Raw genomic sequence first — 16,537 nt, 5'->3', positions numbered from 1 at the left:
CCCCGCCTGCCCGCCCCGCCACCCGCTGTGCCGCCCACCTGCTGTGCCGCCGTGCCGCAGTGCCGCCGTGCGGGTGCGGCGCGGGAGAATACGGGGCCATGAGAGCGGTCAGCCGGTTCCGGGTCCTGCGGCGGGTGCCGCCCGCGTCCGGGGGTGCCGTGATGGCCACCGGCATCCTCTCGGTGGGCCTCCATCTGACGGGCCATGAGACGCTCTCCCTGGTGGGGCTGGTGCTGGCGGCCGCCGCCTGGGTGATCCTCGCCGGCGCCTGCGTGATCCAGCTGATCACCGCCCCGACCGGCTGGGAGGCGGAGGCCGACACCCCGCCGGCGCTCACCGCCGTCGCCGCCACCTGCGTGCTGGGCACCCGGCTCGCGCTGCTGGGTTGGCGCCCGGCCGCCGTCGGGCTGCTGATCGTCGCCGCGGCGGTGTGGCCGGTGCTGCTGCCCGGGGTGCTGCGCCATCTGCGCGGCCGGATGCCGGGCTCGGTGTTCCTGGTGTGCGTCGCCACCCAGGCGCTGGCGGTGCTCTCCGCCACCCTGGCCGCCGTCCTCGGCGGGGCGGGTTGGCTGATCTGGGCAGCGCTGGTGTTCTTCGCCCTCGGGCTGCTGCTCTACGGCGTGGCGCTGGCCTGCTTCGACTTCGGCCAGGTGGTGCGCGGCGCCGGCGACCACTGGGTGGCCGGCGGTGCGCTGGCCATCTCCGCCCTGGTCGCGGCGAAGCTGACGGCCTGGCAGGGCTTCGCGGGGTCCTGGCACCAGGCGCTGCGCGCGGTGGCGCTGCTGCTGGTCGGCTGCGACCTCGCCTGGGTGCTGGTGCTCGCCGGCGCGGAGGCGCTCCGCCCCCGGCTGCGCTACGACATCCGCCGCTGGTCGACGGTCTTCCCGCTGGGCATGAGCGCGGTGGCCTGCCTGACGGCGGCCGGTGCGGCGGGCGTGGCGGCGCTGTCGACGGTGGGTCAGGTGCTGCTGTGGTGCGGGGTGGCGGTGTGGACGGCGACGGCGGCGGGCGCCGTCCGGGAGTTGGCGGGGACCCTCCGCCGTCCGGCGCCAACGCGGGCCGCGAACGCCCCGAAGCGGGATAATCCGGATAAGCGGGGTGAATCTCAATGACCAGGAACGACTGGACGACCAGGAACACCAGGGGAGCAACCCTATGAAGATCCTGCTGCTCGGCGCCACCGGCATGGTGGGCAGCCGCATCGCCAAGGAGGCGGTGGCCCGGGGCCACGAGGTCACCGCGGTCAGCCGCTCGGGCAAGTCCCCGGGCGAGGCCAGGCCCAACCTCACCGCCGTGGCCGGCGACGCGTCCGACACGGCCCTGGTCGCCCGGCTCGCCGGCGAGCACGAGGCGGTGGCCTCCGCCCTCGCCCCGCCCCGCGACGGCAGCGACCCGCGCGAGCCGTTCACCGCGCTCTACACCGCGCTGACCGACGCGGTCCGCGCCTCGGGCACGGAGCGCCTGGTGGTGGTCGGCGGCGCCGGCAGCCTCCTGGTGGGCCCGGGCAAGAGGCTCGTCGACACCCCGGACTTCCCCGACGCCTACAAGGGCGAGGCGCTGGCCCACCACGACGTCCTCACCCTGCTTCGCGGCCGCGGCGGGGACGGCCTCAACTGGACGTACATCTCGCCGGCCGCGGAGATCGCGCCCGGCGAGCGCACCGGCACCTTCCGCCTGGGCGACGACCGGATGCTGACGGCCCCGGACGGCAGCAGCCGGATCAGCGCCGAGGACTACGCCATCGCCTTCGTCGACGAGCTGGAGCAGGCCGTGCACCCCAAGCGGCGTATCTCCGTGGTCGGCATCTGAGGCGGCGGCCGGCCCGGCATCCGCCCCGGAATCCGGCCCGGCATCCGCCCCAGCACATGAGGAGCCGTCAGGCCCGGTGCCGCCCGTGGGCACGGGCGGCGTCCGGGACCTCGCCCGCGCCGCCGCTCCCGGTCGTGCCGCCCCCGGCCGCACCGGCGCCCGCACCCCCGCCGTTCCCGCCGCCCCCACCGTTCCCGCGGCCCGTCACCGCCAGGTAGACGACGCAGACGGCGATGGCCAGCGTCCAGCCCAGCGCGGTCTCGCCCAGCCCCAGGTCCAGCCCGCCGCGGCTCGCCGGGACGGCCATCCAGTCGGCGAGCGAGGCGCCCAGCGGCCGGGTGACGATGTAGGCGAACCAGAACGCGCCGATCGCGCCCATCCCGAGCTTCGCGTGCCCCACCGCCGGAACGGCGATCACCACCGCGAAGAGCACCGCCGAGGCGAGGTAGCCCAGGCCCAGCGAATAGGCCGTCAGATCGCCGGCCGCGGTGCCCAGCGCGAAGGTGCACAGCACCGTCGCCCAGTACCAGCACTCCCGCCGTCCGGTGCGGATGCTGTGCACCGACAGGGTCCCCTCGGCGCGCCGCCACAGCAGCAGCACTACCGCCAGCGCCACCGCCCAGAAGGACGTCGAGACGGCGTAGGGGATGCCGACGACGACGTGCATCACATCGGCGGCCATCGTCCCGAAGACGCTGACCATCACCACCGCGAGCCAGTACAGCCAGGCGATGTAGCGGCGGGCGGCGAGCTGCGCGGCGAGCGCCGCCACCAGCGCGAACGCGGCGGCGACCACCGCCAGGTACTCGTTGACGCTCTTCGCCAGCCAGTCGGAGAGCACCTCGCCCATGCCGGTGGTGAGCACCTTGGTGACCCAGAAGGCGGCCGTCACCTCGGGCACCTTGAGGCTCAGGGCCCGTGCGGCCGCTCCGGTCGTCGGGGGGCCCTGCGGCGCCGGCATCACCGGCCGCTGGGCCCACTCGGTTCGCTCTGTGCTCATGCGCGCGATGCTGGCAACGGAACTTCTGGGTCACCTCTGCAATCGGCCAAGGACTGCCCATGGGCATCTCAAAACGGACGATTCCCCCATGCGCCGACGCCGTCGCTCCTGGGCGTCCTTGACGCTCCCTCAGCGGCCGCCTTAGCGTGCGGGGCGTTCGAGGGCGGAGTGGCGGAAGGGGAGCGTCATGGGGATGACACGCAGGGGATTCGTGCGGACCGCGGGGGCGGCCGCGGTGGCCGCGGCCGTCACGGCGGCGGGGGCGACCACCGCCTCGGCCGCGGCGGCGCCGCCCGACCCGGCGTCCTGGATGGCGGCGCTGCCCGGCGCCACCCCGCTGCAGGCGCTGACCGTCCCCGGCACTCACGACACCTGCGCCACCAACCCGGCCAACGGCACCGAATGGTCGCACTGCCAGAACATGGGCGTGCCCGAGCAGCTCTCCCGCGGCATCCGCTTCCTCGACGTCCGCGGCGGCGCCCCGGTCTCCTCCACCCCCGGCGACCTGGGGATCTACCACTCCGAGTGGTACCAGGGCATCACCCTGGACACCGTCCTCGACCAGTGCCGGACCTTCCTCGCCTCGTCGGCCGGGCGCGGCGAGACGATCCTGATGCGGCTGAAGAACGAGCACGGCCTGACGGACGCCCAGTTCGCCGCGGCCTTCGACGGCTACCTCGGCGCCAAGGGCTACCGCGGGCTGTTCCGGATCGGCGACAAGGTGCCGCGACTGGACGAGGCCCGCGGCCGGATCGTGCTGCTCACCGAGTTCGCCAACACCCTCGGCGCGCTGGACTGGCCGGCCGGCGACAACGGCGTCTTCGCCAACGCCTGGTGCTCGCTGCAGGACCGCTACCAGACCTCCGTGCACGACAAGATCGCCGCGGTGAAGACGCAGTGCGCGGCGGCGCTCGCCGCCCCGCACGACGACCGGCTGCTGGTGAACTTCACCAGCCTCGCCTCCTGCGTCGAGGACGGCTTCCTGTGGCCGAAGACCCTCGCCGATCTGGTGATGCCGAACATCCGCGGCTACCTCCAGGGCCTCGCCGACCCGAGCACCCGGCTGGGCGTGGTGCCGATGGACTTCCCGGAGCGCTACGAGCCGATCATCGGCACCCTCATCGCCCGGAACTTCGCCGGCTGACCCGCGCCCGGCCGGCCCGCGCCCGGCCGGCCCGCGCCCGGCCGACCCGCCCCCGGCCGACCCGCCCCCGGCCGACCCGCCCCCGGCCGCGCCGGGAGCGCCGACGCCCCGTCAGCCGGGGCTCACCGGGCGGCCGTCGACCCAGGCGGCGACCGCCCGCGCACGGTGGATCTCCTCCGGCGGGGCGGCGAACGGGTCGCGGTCCAGCATCACCAGGTCGGCCGCCTTGCCCGGCTCGACGGAGCCGGTCTCGGCCTCGGCGTGCGCCAGCCACGTCGAGCCGATGGTGTAGGCGGCGAGCGCGTCGCCCAGCGCCAGCCGCTGCCCGGGCAGCATCGGCGGCGCCTCCGGCTCGCCCGGCGGGGTGCGGTTCACCGCGACGTGCACCGCCTGCATCGGATCGGCCGTGGTGACCGGCCAGTCGCTGCCGGCGCCCAGCACCGCCCCGCCCGCCCGCAGCGCCTCGAACGGGTACTGCTGCGCGGCGCGCTCCGGCCCCAGCAGCGGACGCACCAGCGCGCGCATCGGCCCGTCCTCGGCGGCCCAGAGCGCCTGGATGTTGGCGGCGACGTCCAGTTCGCGAAAGCGCGGCACATCGTCCGGGTGCACCACCTGCACATGGGCGATGTGGTGGCGGTGCGGCGACGGCCCGTTGGCGGCGCGGGCCGCGGCGAAGGCGTCCAGCGCCTCGCGCACCCCGCGGTCGCCGATCGCGTGCACATGCAGCTGGAATCCGGCGGCGTCGAGCGCGGTGACGGCGTCGGCGAGCGCGTCGGCGGCGAGATGGCTGTGGCCCAGGTCGGCGGTGCCGGAGTAGGGGGCGAGCATCGCCGCGGTGCGGCTCTCGCACGTCCCGTCCTGCATGATCTTGACGGTCCGGATCCGGAGCCGCCCCCCGGAGGCGCGCGCCGCCTCCTCGGCGGCGGCCCGGCGCTCCGTCAGCTCGGCGATCTGCTCGGTGCCCCGGGTGCGGTCCCACCACAGCGCGCCGCCGGCGCGGCCGGTGAGCAGGCCGCCCCGGGCGGCGTCCAGGTAGACGGGGAGCAGGTCCGGGTAGCCGAGGTAGGGGCCGACGATGGCGTCGTGCCAGCCGGTGACGCCCACCGAGTGCAGATAGCGCTGCCCGTCGAGGAGCGCCTCGAGGAGCTCGGCGGCGGTGGGTCCGGGCGCGCGGTCGGCGACGAGCAGGGTGGCGTCCTCGTGCAGGACGCCGAGCGGGTCGCGGGCGATCCGGCCGCCCGCCGGGTCGGGGGTGTCGTGGCGGATCCCGGCGGCGTCCAGGGCGCGGGTGTTGGCCCAGCCGTCGTGGTGGTCGCGGTTGAGGAGGAAGGCCGGCCGGTCGGGGACGGCCGCGTCCAGCGCGGCGGCGGTGGGCAGGCCGGCGTCGAAGTGGTTCATCGACCAGCCGCCGCCGAGGATCCAGGGCAGCTCGGGGTGGGCGGCGGCGTGCGCGGCGATCCGCCGCAGGCAGTCGGCGGCGTCGGCGGCGGGGGTGAGGTCGAGCCGGGCGCGCTCCAGCCCGCCGAGGACGGGGTGCACATGCGCGTCGACGAAGCCGGGGAGGAGGAGCCGGCCGCCGAGGTCCACGATCCGGGTGCGGGGGCCGAGCAGGGGCCGCACGGCGGCCGCGCCGACGGCCGCGATCCGGCCGCCCCGGACGGCCGCGGCGTCGGCGTGCGACCGCGCCGCGTCGGCGGTGAAGACGCGCCCGTTGACGAACGCGAGCTCTGCGAGGGCTTCAGGCATGCGTGGTGTTGTACCGCGGCGGCCCGGCGGGGGTCACGGGGTTTTGCGTCAGCACGGGCCCTTGCCGGGGCCGCCCAGAGTGAACGAGCGGGCGCTCGGATGACCGGAGTTGTAGCGCGCGGGGCTGGTGGAGGTGAGGGAGAGGCGCGGCGGCGTGCTGGTGCCGTAGAGGGTGAAGGCGGAGATCCGCGAGGAGCCGGCGGCGGTGCCGAAGCGGCCGTTGCCCATCGCGGTGCAGGACGGCACGTCGTCCTTGGCGAGCGCCACCTCGCCGAAGGCGGTGGTGATGCTGCCGCTGGTGAAGGTGCCCTGCCAGAGCGAGCCGGGGAAGTAGCCGATCCGCCGCCCGCCGGCCAGCACCCACCAGTCGCCGCGGATCCGCCGGATGCCGAGGCGCACCGTGCTGCCCGGCCGCAGCGCCCGGCCGGGCCGGACGCGGTTCGAGGTGCGGACGAAGCCGCAGCCGTTGTAGCAGGAGGTCTTCCCGTGCACCCAGTGGTAGACGAACAGGTGCGGCCGGGTGTCGTGGTTGAGCTGCCGGTCGACCGTCCAGCCCACCTCGACGGTGGCGGTCTGGCCGGTGTTCTGGATGGACAGCTCCTGGAGGGAGTGCTCGGTGGCCCGCCGCGGATCGACCCGGGGGCGGGCGACGCCCATGCTGACGGCGGCGCCCTGAACGGCCGTCACCTGGCGGCCGAAGACGTAGTCGTAGCAGGCGCCGAACCAGCAGGTGGGACGGTCCCCGCCGGCCGGCGGCACGGTCGGCACGGCGCCGCTCGCCTCCAGCGGGGAGGCCGGCGCGGCCCCTGACGGCACGGCAGCCGCCGCCGCGAGCACCACCGACACCGCGGCCACCACCACCGCGCGCCAACCGCGCGAACCGCGCCGGCCTCTTCGCCCTCGCGTACGTCTCATCCCAGCACCGCCTCCCGTAACTCCCTTTGCCGACGCTAAGGCTGATCGGCCGTCGGCGGCCTGTTCGAGGCGGGGCGGTTGGTGCCAATGGGGAACTCCGGTCCGTTTTCCCATAGACATGTCAAATTCACCGAGAGGGGCTTCCCGGGCGGTCTACGCGCGTGGTGTCCTGTTTGACGGTCCGCGGCCAAACCGGGCCGACGGGCCGTCACCCTCGCACCTCCTGGAGGCATCCGTGCCGAAGCCACAGCTCCGCAGGGCCGCCCTGGCCGCCGCCACCGCCGCGGCCGCCGCGATCGGATTCGCCGCGGCACCCGCGCACGCCGCCGCCTACACGGCGTTCGCCTTCAACCTGGGCAGCAGCGAACCCACCGTCACCGACTTCATCAACACCGCCACCACATCGCTCGACATGACGATGTACGAGCTCAGCGACACCACCGCGGTCAACGACCTGATCGCCCTGAAGAAGAAGGGCGTCGCCGTCCGGGTGATCCTGGACGCCACCCGGACCAGCGTCAACGACAGCGCCTACAACTCCCTGAAGTCGGCCGGCGTCGGCGTGGTGTGGTCCTCGTCGTCCTACACCTACACCCACCAGAAGACGATCACGGTGGACGGCGCCGAGTCGCTCGTCCTCACCGGCAACCTGACGTCCAAGTACTACTCGACCAGCCGCGACTACGGGGTCTTCGACACCGACGCCACCGATGTCAACGCCATCGAGAAGGTCTTCTCCGCCGACTACGCGCACTCCGCGGTCACCCCGTCCGACGGCGACAACCTGCTCTGGTCGCCCACCGACTCCCGCACCCGCCTGCTGTCGGTGATCAACGGCGCCACCAAGACGCTCGACGTCGAGGAGGAGGAGTTCTCCGACAGCGCGGTGGTCAACGCCATCGCCGCGCGGGCCAAGGCCGGCGTCAAGGTGCGGGTGGTGCTGGAGCGGCCGGGCAGCTACTCCAGCGAGGTCAGCCAGGTGAAGAGCGCGGGCGGCACGGTCGTCGGCTACTCCTCCAGCACCGGCTTCTACATCCACGCCAAGGCGATCGTCGCCGACTACGGGCTCTCCGGCCAGAAGGAGGAGCTCGGCTCGATGAACGTCTCCACCAACTCCCTGGACAACAACCGGGAGCTGGGCATCATCCTGACGGACTCGGGGGTCGCCAAGGTGGTCGAGACGGCGTTCGCGAGCGACTACTCCGGCGGCACCGCGGCCTGAGCCGCCGGTCGTCGGCGCTGAGCCGCCGGCCTCAGCCCTTCGGACGCGCCGGGCGCCCCGCCCGGTCCGCCCGGTCCGCCCGCCGCGCCGGCTCCGGCCGGGCCGGGCGGGCGGCGACGGAGAGCTTGCTGAGGATCCGCGCCGCCGTCCGGACGTCCTGCGCGGTCTCCCCCTCCAGCGCCCCGGCCAGCGAGTCCAGCACCGCCCGGTGGTAGCGGTCCACCGCCGCGCGGCCCCGGCGGGTCAGCTCGACCCGCTGGGCCCGCTGGTCGCCCGGATCGCGGGTGCGCTGCACCAGCCCGGCCGCCTCCAGCCGCGTCACCTGCCGGGTGACGTGCGGGGGCCGCACCAGCAGCAGATCGGCGAGGTCGGAGAGGCGCACCGGCTCCCGCTGGGTGCGCAGCGTCCGCAGCATCGAGACCCCGGCCCGCTCCACCGCGATCCCGGCCTCCTCGATCAGCCGCTCATGGGTGCGGCTGCGGGTGATCGCGTAGGAGTAGAGGCCGAGCGCGTGCAGCAGTTCCTCGGCGGGTGCGTCGGGTGCGTCGGGCTCGCCGGGGGACGGGGTCGATCGGTTGTGCGGTTCGGCCACGCGGCACATCGTCCCATACGGCGGACGGCCCCCCGGGGCCCCGGCCGCGGCCGGGGGCGAAGACCCGTCAGGCGAACGGGATCTGCCGCTCCTTCAGGAGGCCGGTGAAGGCGCCGTGCGCGGTCTCGAAGAGCTGGGCCCCGCTGAAGCCGCCGAGCGGGCCGGCCGCCGCGAGGTGCGGCTCCAGGGAGAAGAAGCCGTCGAAGCCGTCGCCCCGCAGCGCCTCGACCGTCTCGCGCAGCTCCCCGTCGCCCTCGCCGGCCGGCACCACCCCGCCGGTGGCGGCGACGGCGTCCTTGATCTGCACATAGGCCAGGTGCGGACGGAGCATCGCATAGCCGTCGGTGAACGGCCGCACCCCGCACTGCACGAAGTTGGCCGAGTCCCACGCCACCTTGAGCTGCTCGGAGCCGACCGACTCGATCAGGTCCAGGCACCGCCCCGGGGTGTCGCCGTAGATCTTCTTCTCGTTCTCGTGGAGCAGCACCACGTCGTGGCCGCGGGCCCGCTCGGCGAGCGCGGACATCCGGCGCAGCACCTCGTCGCGGTGGTCGGCCGGGTCGTCGCCGTCCGGGATCCAGAAGGAGAAGATCCGGATGAAGGGCGCCTCCAGCACCTTCGCGGTGTGCAGGGCGCGGTCGAAGCGGACCAGGTGTGCGTCGAAGTCGTCGGCGATGCCGATCTTGCCGATCGGGGAGCCGATGGAGGAGGTGCGGAGCCCGGCCCGGTCCAGGGTCTCCCGCACCCGCGCCAGTCCGGCGTCGTCCAGGTCGAGGACGTTGGTGTCCCAGGCGGCCCGGAACTCCAGGTGGTCCATGCCGAGGCGGCGCAGCACGGCGCACTGCTCGTCGAGGTCGGGGGATATTTCGTCGGCGAAGCCGGAGAGGGTCCACATGTGCTCCGACGATAGATCGCCAAGGTCGCCGGGCAACAGACCTCCGATCGATTTCCTGGCTGCGGAAGGCGGCGCGGGCTCGGCAGAATGGACGGATGACATCGCCGCCGCCGAGCCTCGATCTGCACCCGATCTTCCGCAGCAACCGGGACATCGAGCTGGCGATGCGCCAGTTCCTCTTCCGCGCGAAGCAGTCGGGCGCGCCGATGGCCGAGATCATCCCGGGCCGGGGGAGCGGCCAGCTGCGCCAGCGGGTGCTGACCTTCCTCGACCAGCGGCACATTCGTCGGTTGTATGCGCGGCGGGAGGTCGATCCGAAGAACCCGGGCCGGGTGCTGATCTGGTTCTAAGCCCGCTCAGCCGAGCCGGTTCCGGGGGAGTCCGAGGACCGTGCGCAGCGCGCCGGTGAGCTGCTCGCGGTGCGTGCCCGGTGCCGGGGCGGTGCGGGTGCGCCAGGCGATGAACCCGTCCGGGCGGACGAGCACCGCGCCGCCCGCGGCGACCCCGTAGGCGTCCTCCCACCAGCCGGAGTCGACCGTGCGGGCGGTGACGGGCGCGCCCAGCTCCTCCGCGGCATCCCGCGCCGCCGCCGTCCACGCCGCCGCCCCGGACAGGTCGGTGAGCAGCACCAGGTCGAGCCCGAAGAAGTCGATGATCGACCGGCCCTCCCCGTCCTCCCCGCCGTCCTGGTGCAGCGTCAGGTTGGGCGCCCGGAAACCGGGCCGCGCCGAGGGCCGCAGCGGGTCCTCCAGTTCCACGCCGTTGACGACGATGTTGCCGGGCGCCACCGGGGCGTCCTCGGTGTCGACCGCGATCACCCCGGAGCGGTAGCGGAAGCCCAGCGCGGCCGCCATCGGGTCCTTGAGCGGCTCCGGCAGATCGGGGTCGCCCTTGAGCTGCGGGGCCATCCGCACCGCGTAGTTGGCCAGCTGCTGGCCGGCCACCAGCTCGCCCAGCGCCCGGCGCTCGGTGTCGTAGGCGGCGATCAGGCCGGGACCGGCCCCGCCGCCGACCGCCAGGGCGAGCCGCCAGGCCGCGTCCGCGCCGTCCTGGATCGCGGTGTTGCCGCCCTGCCCGCCGGTGGGCGGCATGGTGTGGGCGGCGTCCCCGGCGAGCAGCACCCGGCCGGTGGCGTCGACGGACCGGACGGCGGTGCGGTGCGCGATGGTGAAGTCCGCATGGTCGACGATCACCGGGTCGAGGCCGGGCACGCCGGTGGCGATCCGCACCAGCTCGACGCAGCGCTCCGGGGTGAAGTCGGCCTCGGACTGGCCGCGTTCCGGGTAGTAGTTGACGCCCACGCCGTAGGAGCCGGTGTCGGTGGTGGTGAACGCCCCGTCGAACACCTCGTTCTGCAGGTAGGTGAGGGTGAACGGCTGGTCGCGCAGCACCTCGTCGAGGTCCGCGTCGAAGAGGATGAAGTGGGTGTGCCCGAGGTCGCCCTTGCCGCGCACCGGGATGCCGAGGCGGGAGCGGATCGGGCTGCGGTGGCCGTCGGCGGCGACGACGTAGTCGGCGCGCACGGCGGTGCCGTCGGAGAGGACGGCGGTGACGCCCTCGGCGTCCGGGGCGAGCGTCAGCAGCTCGGTGCCGAAGCGCAGTTCGGCGCCGAGCCGCTCGGCGGCGCCGCGCAGGATGCGTTCGCCGACGGCCTGGCTGACGGCGGCGAAGCCGCTGGGGCTCAGATCGCGATAGGGCTCGAGGTCGCGTCCCGGCCCGCCCATGATCACTTTTGGATCGGGATCGCGCAGGGACTGCGCGATGACGATCCGGGCGCCCGTGACGAAGTCGAACTGCGAGGCGTCCGCCAGCTCCTGCTCCACACCGGGCAGGATCCGCAGGCACTCCACGGTCCGCGAGATCAGCCCGAAGGCCTTGGGCTGCACGGACGTCGAGGGGTGCCGCTCCACCAGCAGGGTGCGCACCCCGTGCCGGGCGAGGCAGGCGGCGGCGGTGAGGCCGGCGTAGCCGGCGCCGACGACCAGGACGGGGACGCGCAGCGGCGAGGACGACGGGGACGACGGCATGGGCGTGCTCCTCGAATGCTCGTGGGCGAGTATAACGCGATATCTCTTTCAAGATATATCGTGTCGAGGGATTGTCAAGAGGTGCGCAGGGCACGGAAGTCGGGGATCGACGCGGGCGCGGGTGCGAGGATGTGGGCCCTGCACCGAGACGCCGAAAGGGGCGCCGCACCCATGGCCTTCGTCCACAACACCACCCTGGTTCCCAGCAAGCTCGACCTGCTCACCGGCTGGCTCCCCGACCGCCCCTGGTACGTGCCCCGGCCGGGCGGCCCCGCGCTGGAGCGGGTCGGCGGCTTCCGGCTGGACGACCCGGACGGCGAGGTGGGCATCGAGCTGATGGCCGCCGCCGACGGCGGCGCGGGCGGCACCGTCTACCACCTGCCGCTCGCCTACCGCGGCGCCCCGCTGCCCGGCGCGCCGGACGACGCGCTGCTCGGCACCTCCGAGCACGGCGTGCTCGGCACCCGCTGGATCTATGACGGCAGCCGCGACCCGGTGCTGCTCGCCGCGCTCCTCGGCCTGCTCGCCGGGCGCGCCCGGGCCCAGGCCCAGCGGATCTCCGACACCCCCGACCCGACGGTCGGCGTCGGCACCCTCGCCGCCGCGGCCGTCCCGGAGGCGCCCAAGGAGTCGGCGGCGGTGGACGCCTCGGACACCTCGCACGCCACCCTGCTGGCGCTCGCCGGCGGGCGGACGCTGCGCATCGAGCGGCGCCTCGCGGACGGCGGCCAGGAGGGCCCCGGCCGGGTGGTCGCGGGCTTCGGCGGTTCCGGCCGCGGGCTGTACTTCTCGCTGGTCGAGGCCTCATCGGCCTCCGCGCAGGCCGACGACGACGCCTGACGGCACGTCGGAATCGCCCCGCGCCTCCCGCTGTTGTTCCCTGGCACCATGCGCCGCGCCCGCGGCGCGCCACGCTTCGGAAAGGAGGCCGGGAGCATGCCCGCACCCGCCGCCGAACTGCTCATCGACGGCTTCGGCCGCATCAAGGAGAGCGTCCACCAGGTGCTGGACGGACTGCCGCACGAGGCGCTGGTCTGGCGCCCCGACGCGGACGCCAACTCCGCCGGCTGGCTGCTCTGGCACCTGACGCGCGTTCAGGACGCCCAGATCGCGCCGCTCGCCGGCGCCCCCGAGGTGTGGACGGAGGACGGCTGGGTCGAGCGGTTCGCGCTGCCCTACCCGGCGTCCACCCACGGCTACGGCGCCAGCAGCGCCGACGTCGGCGCCTTCGACGCCTCGGCCGAACTGCTCGCCGGCTACTACGACGCCACCCACGCCCGCACCGAGGCCTACCTCGCGGGTCTCGACGACGACGCCTACGCCGAGGTCGTCGACGCCCACTGGAACCCGCCGGTGACGGCCGGGGTCCGGATCGTCAGCATCCTCGACGACGACGCCCGGCACATCGGCCAGGCCGAGTACGTCCGCGGGCAGTGGGAGCGCAGCGCGCGCTGACGCCGCGTCGCCCGGTGCCCGGCTCTCGTCCCGCCGGGCGTGCGGGCGCGCTTGAGAATTGTACCTACTGGTATGTACGATCCCCTGCATGCCCAAGGTTCAGATCGATGCGCAGCAGATGGCCCCCGAGCGCCTGCGGGCCCTCGGCGACGCCGTCCACCAGGCCCTGATCGAGGCGATCGGGATCCCCGAGGACGACTTCTTCCAGATCCTCACCTCCCACGACGGGACGACCGGGATGATCCGCTACGACCCCGGCTACCTCGGCGTCCACCGCGACGACGGCCTCGTCTACGTCGCCGTCACGCTGCGCGCCGGCCGCACCGTCGAGCAGAAGCGGCACCTCTACCGCCGCATCGCCGAGCTCGCCGCCGAGCGTGCGCACGTCGAACCCCGAAACGTCTTCGTCACCCTGACGGAGAACCAGCTCCCCGACTGGTCCTTCGGCGACGGCGTCGCCCAGTACGTCCCCGCCGAGGCGGAGGAATGACGGCGGGCTCGCGGCACTAACGGGACCACAGTTCTCTTACGGCCTCCATCCGTGCTACCTTCCTTCTCGTAAAGGAACGGTCGTCCCGATAAGGGCCCCCGCTCCCCAGGTATGTCCGTCCTGCCCCTGGAGAGGTAGCGCCGCCATGTCGTCCACCACCGCACCCCGGTCCCGGCCCGCGCGCCGGGGCGCCGCCGGCGCCCCCGCGCCGCGGGAGCAGCAGCTGACGGGCCGTCTCAAGCTCGTCCTCGCCGTGCTGCTGATCGCCCAGTTCATGCTCGCCGTCGACTTCTCGATCCTCAACGTCGCGCTGCCCGCCATCGGCGACGGCCTCGGCTTCTCCCTCGCCAACCTGCAGTGGATCGCCACCGCCTTCGCCCTCGCCGCCGCCGGGTTCACGCTCTTCCTCGGCCGCATCGGCGACATCGTCGGCCGCAAGCGGATCTTCATCGGCAGCCTGGCGCTGCTCGGCGCCGCCTCGCTCGCCGGCGGGCTCGCCACCACCCCGACCGTGCTGCTGATCGCCCGCGTCGCCCAGGGCCTCGCCACCGCGGCCGCCACCCCGGCCGGGCTCTCGCTGCTCACCACCTCCTTCCCGGAGGGGCCGCTGCGGCAGAAGGCGCTCGGCATCAACGGCGCGCTGATGTCCGCCGGGTTCACCACCGGCGCCATCCTCGGCGGCGTCCTCACCGACCTGCTCTCCTGGCGCTACGCCTTCTTCATCAACGTGCCCGTCGCGCTCGCCGTGGTGCTGATCGCGCCCACCGTGATCAAGGAGTCCCGGCCCGTCGCACGGCCGCGGATCGACCTGCCCGGAGCGCTCGCCGTCACCCTCGGCCTGCTCGGCCTCGTCTACGGCCTCACCCAGGCCGGCGAGGACGGCTGGACGCACCCCCGTGCGCTGGCCGGGCTGCTCGGCGGCGCCGCCCTGCTCGCCGCGTTCTTCCTGATCGAGCGGCGGACGGCCGAGCCGCTCGTCCCGCTGCGGGTGCTCGGCCGGCGCAGCGTCGCCTGGGGCAACGTCCTCGGCCTGCTCGCCTTCGTCACCGAGACCTCGCTGGTCTACCTGCTGACGCTCTATCTGCAGAAGACCCTCGGCTTCTCGCCGCTCGCCGCCGGGGTCTCCTTCGGGGTGCTCGGCCTCGGCACCGTGGTCGGCGGGCTGCTCGCCCCGAAGGCGATCGCCCGCACCTCCACCCGCGGTGTGCTGATCGCCGGCGGGGTGATCCAGGCCGTCTTCACCGCCGCGCTGCTGGCGCTGGGGACGTCCACCGGGCCGGCGCTGGCCCTGCTGCTGCCCGCCACCTTCTTCGGCGGCATCGGGAACATGCTGGTCATCGTCGGGTTCATGGTCACCGCCACCGGCGGGCTGCCGGACGACGAGCAGGGCCTGGCCACCGGGCTGGCGTCGATGTCCCAGCAGGTCGGCATCACCATGGGGACGCCGATCATGTCGGCGGTGGTCACCGCGGCCGCCGGCGGGGCGGCGGGCGCCGCGGCCGTCCACCACGGCGTCACCGTCGCCATCGCCGTCAACGCGGGGCTGGTGCTCGTGGGGGTCGCGGTCGCCGCCGTCCTCCTCCGCCGCCGCGCACCGCGCTCCTAGCCCGGATCCCCGCTCAGCCCGGATCCCCGCTCAGCTCCACCGCGCCGCCGGCCGCCGCGGAGTGCCGCGCCGCCTCGATCACCTCGAGGACCGCGACACTCTCGGCCGGCGGCACCGGCAGGCGCGGGGACCCGCCCGCCTCGCGCACCGCCGCCGCGAAGCCGCGGTAGAAGGCGCCGTAGTCGCCGTTGACGGTGGGCACCGGGGCGAAGCCGTCCGTCACGTCGCCCAGCACGCCCCACGCCTCCTCCGGCTCCGCGCCCCAGCCGGGGCCGCCCGGGACGGCGCCGTCCCGCAGCGCCGCCTCCTGCACGTCCATCCCGTGCTTGACGTACGCCGCCCGATCGCCGAGCACCCGCATCCGGGGGCCGAGGTCGGGCGCCACCGCGCTCACCCACAGATGCGCCAGGACGCCCCCGCGGTGCGTCAGCGCGACGAAGGCGTCGTCGTCGGTGGCGTCGCCCTCGCGGCGGGAGAGCACCTCGGCGTAGACCCGCTCCGGACGGCCGAAGAGCGCCACCGCCTGGTCGATCACATGGGTGCCCAGGTCGAAGAGGATGCCGCCGAGGTGCGCCGGGTCGCCGTCCTCCTTCCAGCCGCCCTTGGGCACCGGCCGCCACCGCTCGAACCGGGACTCGAAGCGGCGCACCGCCCCCAGCCGGCCCTCGGCGATCAGCCCGCGCAGGGTGCGGAAGTCGCCGTCGAAGCGGCGGTTCTGATACGCCTGCAGCACCAGGCCGCGCGCCTCGGCGAGGGCGAACAGCTCCCGCGCGGCGGCGGAGGTGCCGGCCAGCGGCTTGTCGACGACGGCGTGCAGCCCGGCCTCGAGCGCCTGGCGCGCGAGCCCGGCGTGCGTGCCGTTGGGGGTGGTGACCACCACCGCGTCAAAATCACCGGATCGAGCGAACACCTCGTCCACCTGCTTCACCACCTCGGTGTCCGGATAGCGCGCCGCCACGGCGGCGCCCCGCTCCGGGTCCCCGGTCACCACCGCCGCCAGCCGCAGGCCGGGCTCGGCGGCGACGAAGGGGGCGTGGAACGCCCGCCCGCCCAGCCCGTACCCGACCACGGCTACCCTCAGTTCCGGCCTCTCCTCGACCATGACCGTTGGCATCTCCCTGTACTCACTGTGCTTGCGGCGTCCGTAACGGGTGAGGTGGCAGGGGCGTAACGACTGGACAACGTCCGCGCCCCCGGGGCGACAACCCCGCTGCACAACCCCGCCCCGCCTGCGATTATCGGATCCGATCCGAGCCCAGGGGTCGAGGACACGCACCGGGACCCGGCCGGGTGACGCAGCACAGCCCACCCGCCGCCCGCCCCTATCCTTGCCCTGGTCCCGCCCGCGTCGGCCCACCGCCGCCGCACCGGCCCTCGTAGCTCAGCGGATAGAGCAGGCGCCTTCTAAGCGCTTGGTCGCAGGTTCGATTCCTGCCGGGGGCGCACAGTCCGCTGTCGGCCTCCCCTTGGGACGCCGCAGGTCGGGACCGCTTCGCCCTGGACGGGGCGCGCATCCGGTGCGCCGTCGGGCTCTTCGCGTCGCGTGACAGCCGGCGGCCCAGTCGGTGCGCCTCGGGTGAAGGGCGGGGTGCCGCCGCCGGGGCAAACGGGTACGCCGGTCGCCCTGAGGAGTTTA

16 protein-coding genes and 1 tRNA gene are annotated in these 16,537 nt (G+C 74.4%); 10 read left to right on the top strand and 7 right to left on the bottom strand.

Annotation, left to right across the window (positions count from 1 at the left end; genetic code table 11):
* Window positions 1-98: 98 nt before the first annotated feature.
* Window positions 99-1,112, top strand: coding sequence for a tellurite resistance/C4-dicarboxylate transporter family protein (locus BIV57_RS17475; protein ID WP_071657767.1), 1,014 nt, complete (start codon window positions 99-101; stop codon window positions 1,110-1,112).
* Window positions 1,099-1,809 carry an NAD(P)-dependent oxidoreductase gene (locus BIV57_RS17470; protein ID WP_245797770.1) on the top strand — a complete coding sequence of 237 codons (711 nt, stop codon included), beginning with the start codon at window positions 1,099-1,101 and terminating at the stop codon, window positions 1,807-1,809. Before BIV57_RS17475 ends, BIV57_RS17470 begins: the two co-directional genes overlap by 14 nt.
* 67 nt (window positions 1,810-1,876) lie before the next feature.
* Here BIV57_RS17470 and BIV57_RS17465 read toward each other — a convergent pair whose 3' ends face one another.
* A complete protein-coding gene (locus tag BIV57_RS17465) occupies window positions 1,877-2,809 on the bottom strand; it encodes a COG4705 family protein (RefSeq protein ID WP_079170426.1) in 933 nt (310 codons plus the stop codon).
* Window positions 2,810-3,002: 193 nt separating this feature from the next.
* On the opposite strand from BIV57_RS17465, the gene BIV57_RS17460 reads away from it, so the two are divergent.
* A complete protein-coding gene (locus tag BIV57_RS17460; RefSeq protein ID WP_071657770.1) occupies window positions 3,003-3,953 on the top strand; it encodes a phosphatidylinositol-specific phospholipase C in 951 nt (316 codons plus the stop codon).
* Window positions 3,954-4,064: 111 nt separating this feature from the next.
* Here the strand turns inward: BIV57_RS17460 and BIV57_RS17455 are convergent, their stop codons facing one another.
* Together BIV57_RS17455 and BIV57_RS17450 are read right to left on the bottom strand one after the other, a co-directional pair.
* Complete coding sequence (locus tag BIV57_RS17455; RefSeq protein ID WP_071657764.1) at window positions 4,065-5,699, bottom strand: amidohydrolase; 1,635 nt, start codon at window positions 5,697-5,699, stop codon at window positions 4,065-4,067.
* 48 nt (window positions 5,700-5,747) lie between these two features.
* The gene (locus BIV57_RS17450) at window positions 5,748-6,614 is read right to left on the bottom strand and encodes a neprosin family prolyl endopeptidase (protein ID WP_175548784.1); all 867 of its coding nucleotides are present in this window, start codon (window positions 6,612-6,614) and stop codon (window positions 5,748-5,750) included.
* Between the two features lie 235 nt (window positions 6,615-6,849).
* Between BIV57_RS17450 and BIV57_RS17445 the strand changes: the two genes are divergently transcribed.
* Entirely contained in the window at window positions 6,850-7,836 is a 987-nt protein-coding gene (locus BIV57_RS17445) for a phospholipase D-like domain-containing protein (protein WP_071657763.1), read from the top strand.
* 31 nt (window positions 7,837-7,867) lie between these two features.
* On the opposite strand, the gene BIV57_RS17440 is transcribed toward BIV57_RS17445, so the two are convergent.
* A complete protein-coding gene (locus tag BIV57_RS17440) occupies window positions 7,868-8,428 on the bottom strand; it encodes a MarR family winged helix-turn-helix transcriptional regulator (RefSeq protein WP_139275708.1) in 561 nt (186 codons plus the stop codon).
* A 67-nt stretch (window positions 8,429-8,495) separates the two neighbouring features.
* Entirely contained in the window at window positions 8,496-9,323 is an 828-nt protein-coding gene (locus tag BIV57_RS17435; protein WP_071657761.1) for a sugar phosphate isomerase/epimerase family protein, read from the bottom strand.
* A 95-nt stretch (window positions 9,324-9,418) separates the two neighbouring features.
* Here BIV57_RS17435 and BIV57_RS17430 point away from each other — a divergent pair, with 95 nt between their 5' ends.
* Window positions 9,419-9,673: a Smr/MutS family protein gene (locus tag BIV57_RS17430; protein WP_071657760.1), complete on the top strand. Its 255-nt coding sequence runs from the start codon at window positions 9,419-9,421 to the stop codon at window positions 9,671-9,673.
* A 6-nt stretch (window positions 9,674-9,679) separates the two neighbouring features.
* Here the strand turns inward: BIV57_RS17430 and BIV57_RS17425 are convergent, their stop codons facing one another.
* Window positions 9,680-11,350, bottom strand: coding sequence for an FAD-dependent oxidoreductase (locus BIV57_RS17425; protein ID WP_071657759.1), 1,671 nt, complete (start codon window positions 11,348-11,350; stop codon window positions 9,680-9,682).
* Window positions 11,351-11,521: 171 nt separating this feature from the next.
* Here BIV57_RS17425 and BIV57_RS17420 point away from each other — a divergent pair, with 171 nt between their 5' ends.
* From BIV57_RS17420 to BIV57_RS17405, 4 genes are all read left to right on the top strand, one after another.
* Window positions 11,522-12,190, top strand: a complete 669-nt coding sequence (locus BIV57_RS17420; RefSeq protein ID WP_071657758.1) for a maltokinase N-terminal cap-like domain-containing protein — start codon at window positions 11,522-11,524, stop codon at window positions 12,188-12,190.
* A 96-nt stretch (window positions 12,191-12,286) separates the two neighbouring features.
* Window positions 12,287-12,805 carry a mycothiol transferase gene (locus tag BIV57_RS17415; protein WP_071657757.1) on the top strand — a complete coding sequence of 173 codons (519 nt, stop codon included), beginning with the start codon at window positions 12,287-12,289 and terminating at the stop codon, window positions 12,803-12,805.
* An 88-nt stretch (window positions 12,806-12,893) separates the two neighbouring features.
* The gene (locus tag BIV57_RS17410) at window positions 12,894-13,295 is read left to right on the top strand and encodes a tautomerase family protein (protein ID WP_071657756.1); all 402 of its coding nucleotides are present in this window, start codon (window positions 12,894-12,896) and stop codon (window positions 13,293-13,295) included.
* A 145-nt stretch (window positions 13,296-13,440) separates the two neighbouring features.
* Window positions 13,441-14,901: an MFS transporter gene (locus BIV57_RS17405; RefSeq protein ID WP_071657755.1), complete on the top strand. Its 1,461-nt coding sequence runs from the start codon at window positions 13,441-13,443 to the stop codon at window positions 14,899-14,901.
* Between the two features lie 13 nt (window positions 14,902-14,914).
* Here the strand turns inward: BIV57_RS17405 and BIV57_RS17400 are convergent, their stop codons facing one another.
* The gene (locus BIV57_RS17400; protein WP_071657754.1) at window positions 14,915-16,003 is read right to left on the bottom strand and encodes a Gfo/Idh/MocA family protein; all 1,089 of its coding nucleotides are present in this window, start codon (window positions 16,001-16,003) and stop codon (window positions 14,915-14,917) included.
* A 268-nt stretch (window positions 16,004-16,271) separates the two neighbouring features.
* Between BIV57_RS17400 and BIV57_RS17395 the strand changes: the two genes are divergently transcribed.
* Window positions 16,272-16,344: transfer RNA gene (locus BIV57_RS17395), tRNA-Arg, on the top strand.
* Window positions 16,345-16,537 lie beyond the last annotated feature (193 nt).

It is taken from the genome of Mangrovactinospora gilvigrisea, from assembly GCF_001879105.1.
GTDB classification, from domain to species: Bacteria; Actinomycetota; Actinomycetes; order Streptomycetales; family Streptomycetaceae; genus Mangrovactinospora; species Mangrovactinospora gilvigrisea.
The sequence above is the reverse complement of the archived record's forward strand: the minus strand, read 5'-3'. Positions and strand labels throughout refer to the sequence as shown.

Excerpts from the sequence above, each read along its gene's own strand:
- BIV57_RS17475 (WP_071657767.1), top strand. The coding sequence starts at position 99 with ATGAGAGCGGTCAGCCGGTTCCGGGTCCTGCGGCGGGTGCCGCCCGCG.
- BIV57_RS17465 (WP_079170426.1), bottom strand. The coding sequence starts at position 2,809 with ATGAGCACAGAGCGAACCGAGTGGGCCCAGCGGCCGGTGATGCCGGCG.
- BIV57_RS17460 (WP_071657770.1), top strand. The coding sequence starts at position 3,003 with ATGACACGCAGGGGATTCGTGCGGACCGCGGGGGCGGCCGCGGTGGCC.
- BIV57_RS17455 (WP_071657764.1), bottom strand. The coding sequence starts at position 5,699 with ATGCCTGAAGCCCTCGCAGAGCTCGCGTTCGTCAACGGGCGCGTCTTC.
- BIV57_RS17450 (WP_175548784.1), bottom strand. The coding sequence starts at position 6,614 with ATGAGACGTACGCGAGGGCGAAGAGGCCGGCGCGGTTCGCGCGGTTGG.
- BIV57_RS17435 (WP_071657761.1), bottom strand. The coding sequence starts at position 9,323 with ATGTGGACCCTCTCCGGCTTCGCCGACGAAATATCCCCCGACCTCGAC.
- BIV57_RS17430 (WP_071657760.1), top strand. The coding sequence starts at position 9,419 with ATGACATCGCCGCCGCCGAGCCTCGATCTGCACCCGATCTTCCGCAGC.
- BIV57_RS17425 (WP_071657759.1), bottom strand. The coding sequence starts at position 11,350 with ATGCCGTCGTCCCCGTCGTCCTCGCCGCTGCGCGTCCCCGTCCTGGTC.
- BIV57_RS17420 (WP_071657758.1), top strand. The coding sequence starts at position 11,522 with ATGGCCTTCGTCCACAACACCACCCTGGTTCCCAGCAAGCTCGACCTG.
- BIV57_RS17415 (WP_071657757.1), top strand. The coding sequence starts at position 12,287 with ATGCCCGCACCCGCCGCCGAACTGCTCATCGACGGCTTCGGCCGCATC.
- BIV57_RS17410 (WP_071657756.1), top strand. The coding sequence starts at position 12,894 with ATGCCCAAGGTTCAGATCGATGCGCAGCAGATGGCCCCCGAGCGCCTG.
- BIV57_RS17405 (WP_071657755.1), top strand. The coding sequence starts at position 13,441 with ATGTCGTCCACCACCGCACCCCGGTCCCGGCCCGCGCGCCGGGGCGCC.
- BIV57_RS17400 (WP_071657754.1), bottom strand. The coding sequence starts at position 16,003 with ATGGTCGAGGAGAGGCCGGAACTGAGGGTAGCCGTGGTCGGGTACGGG.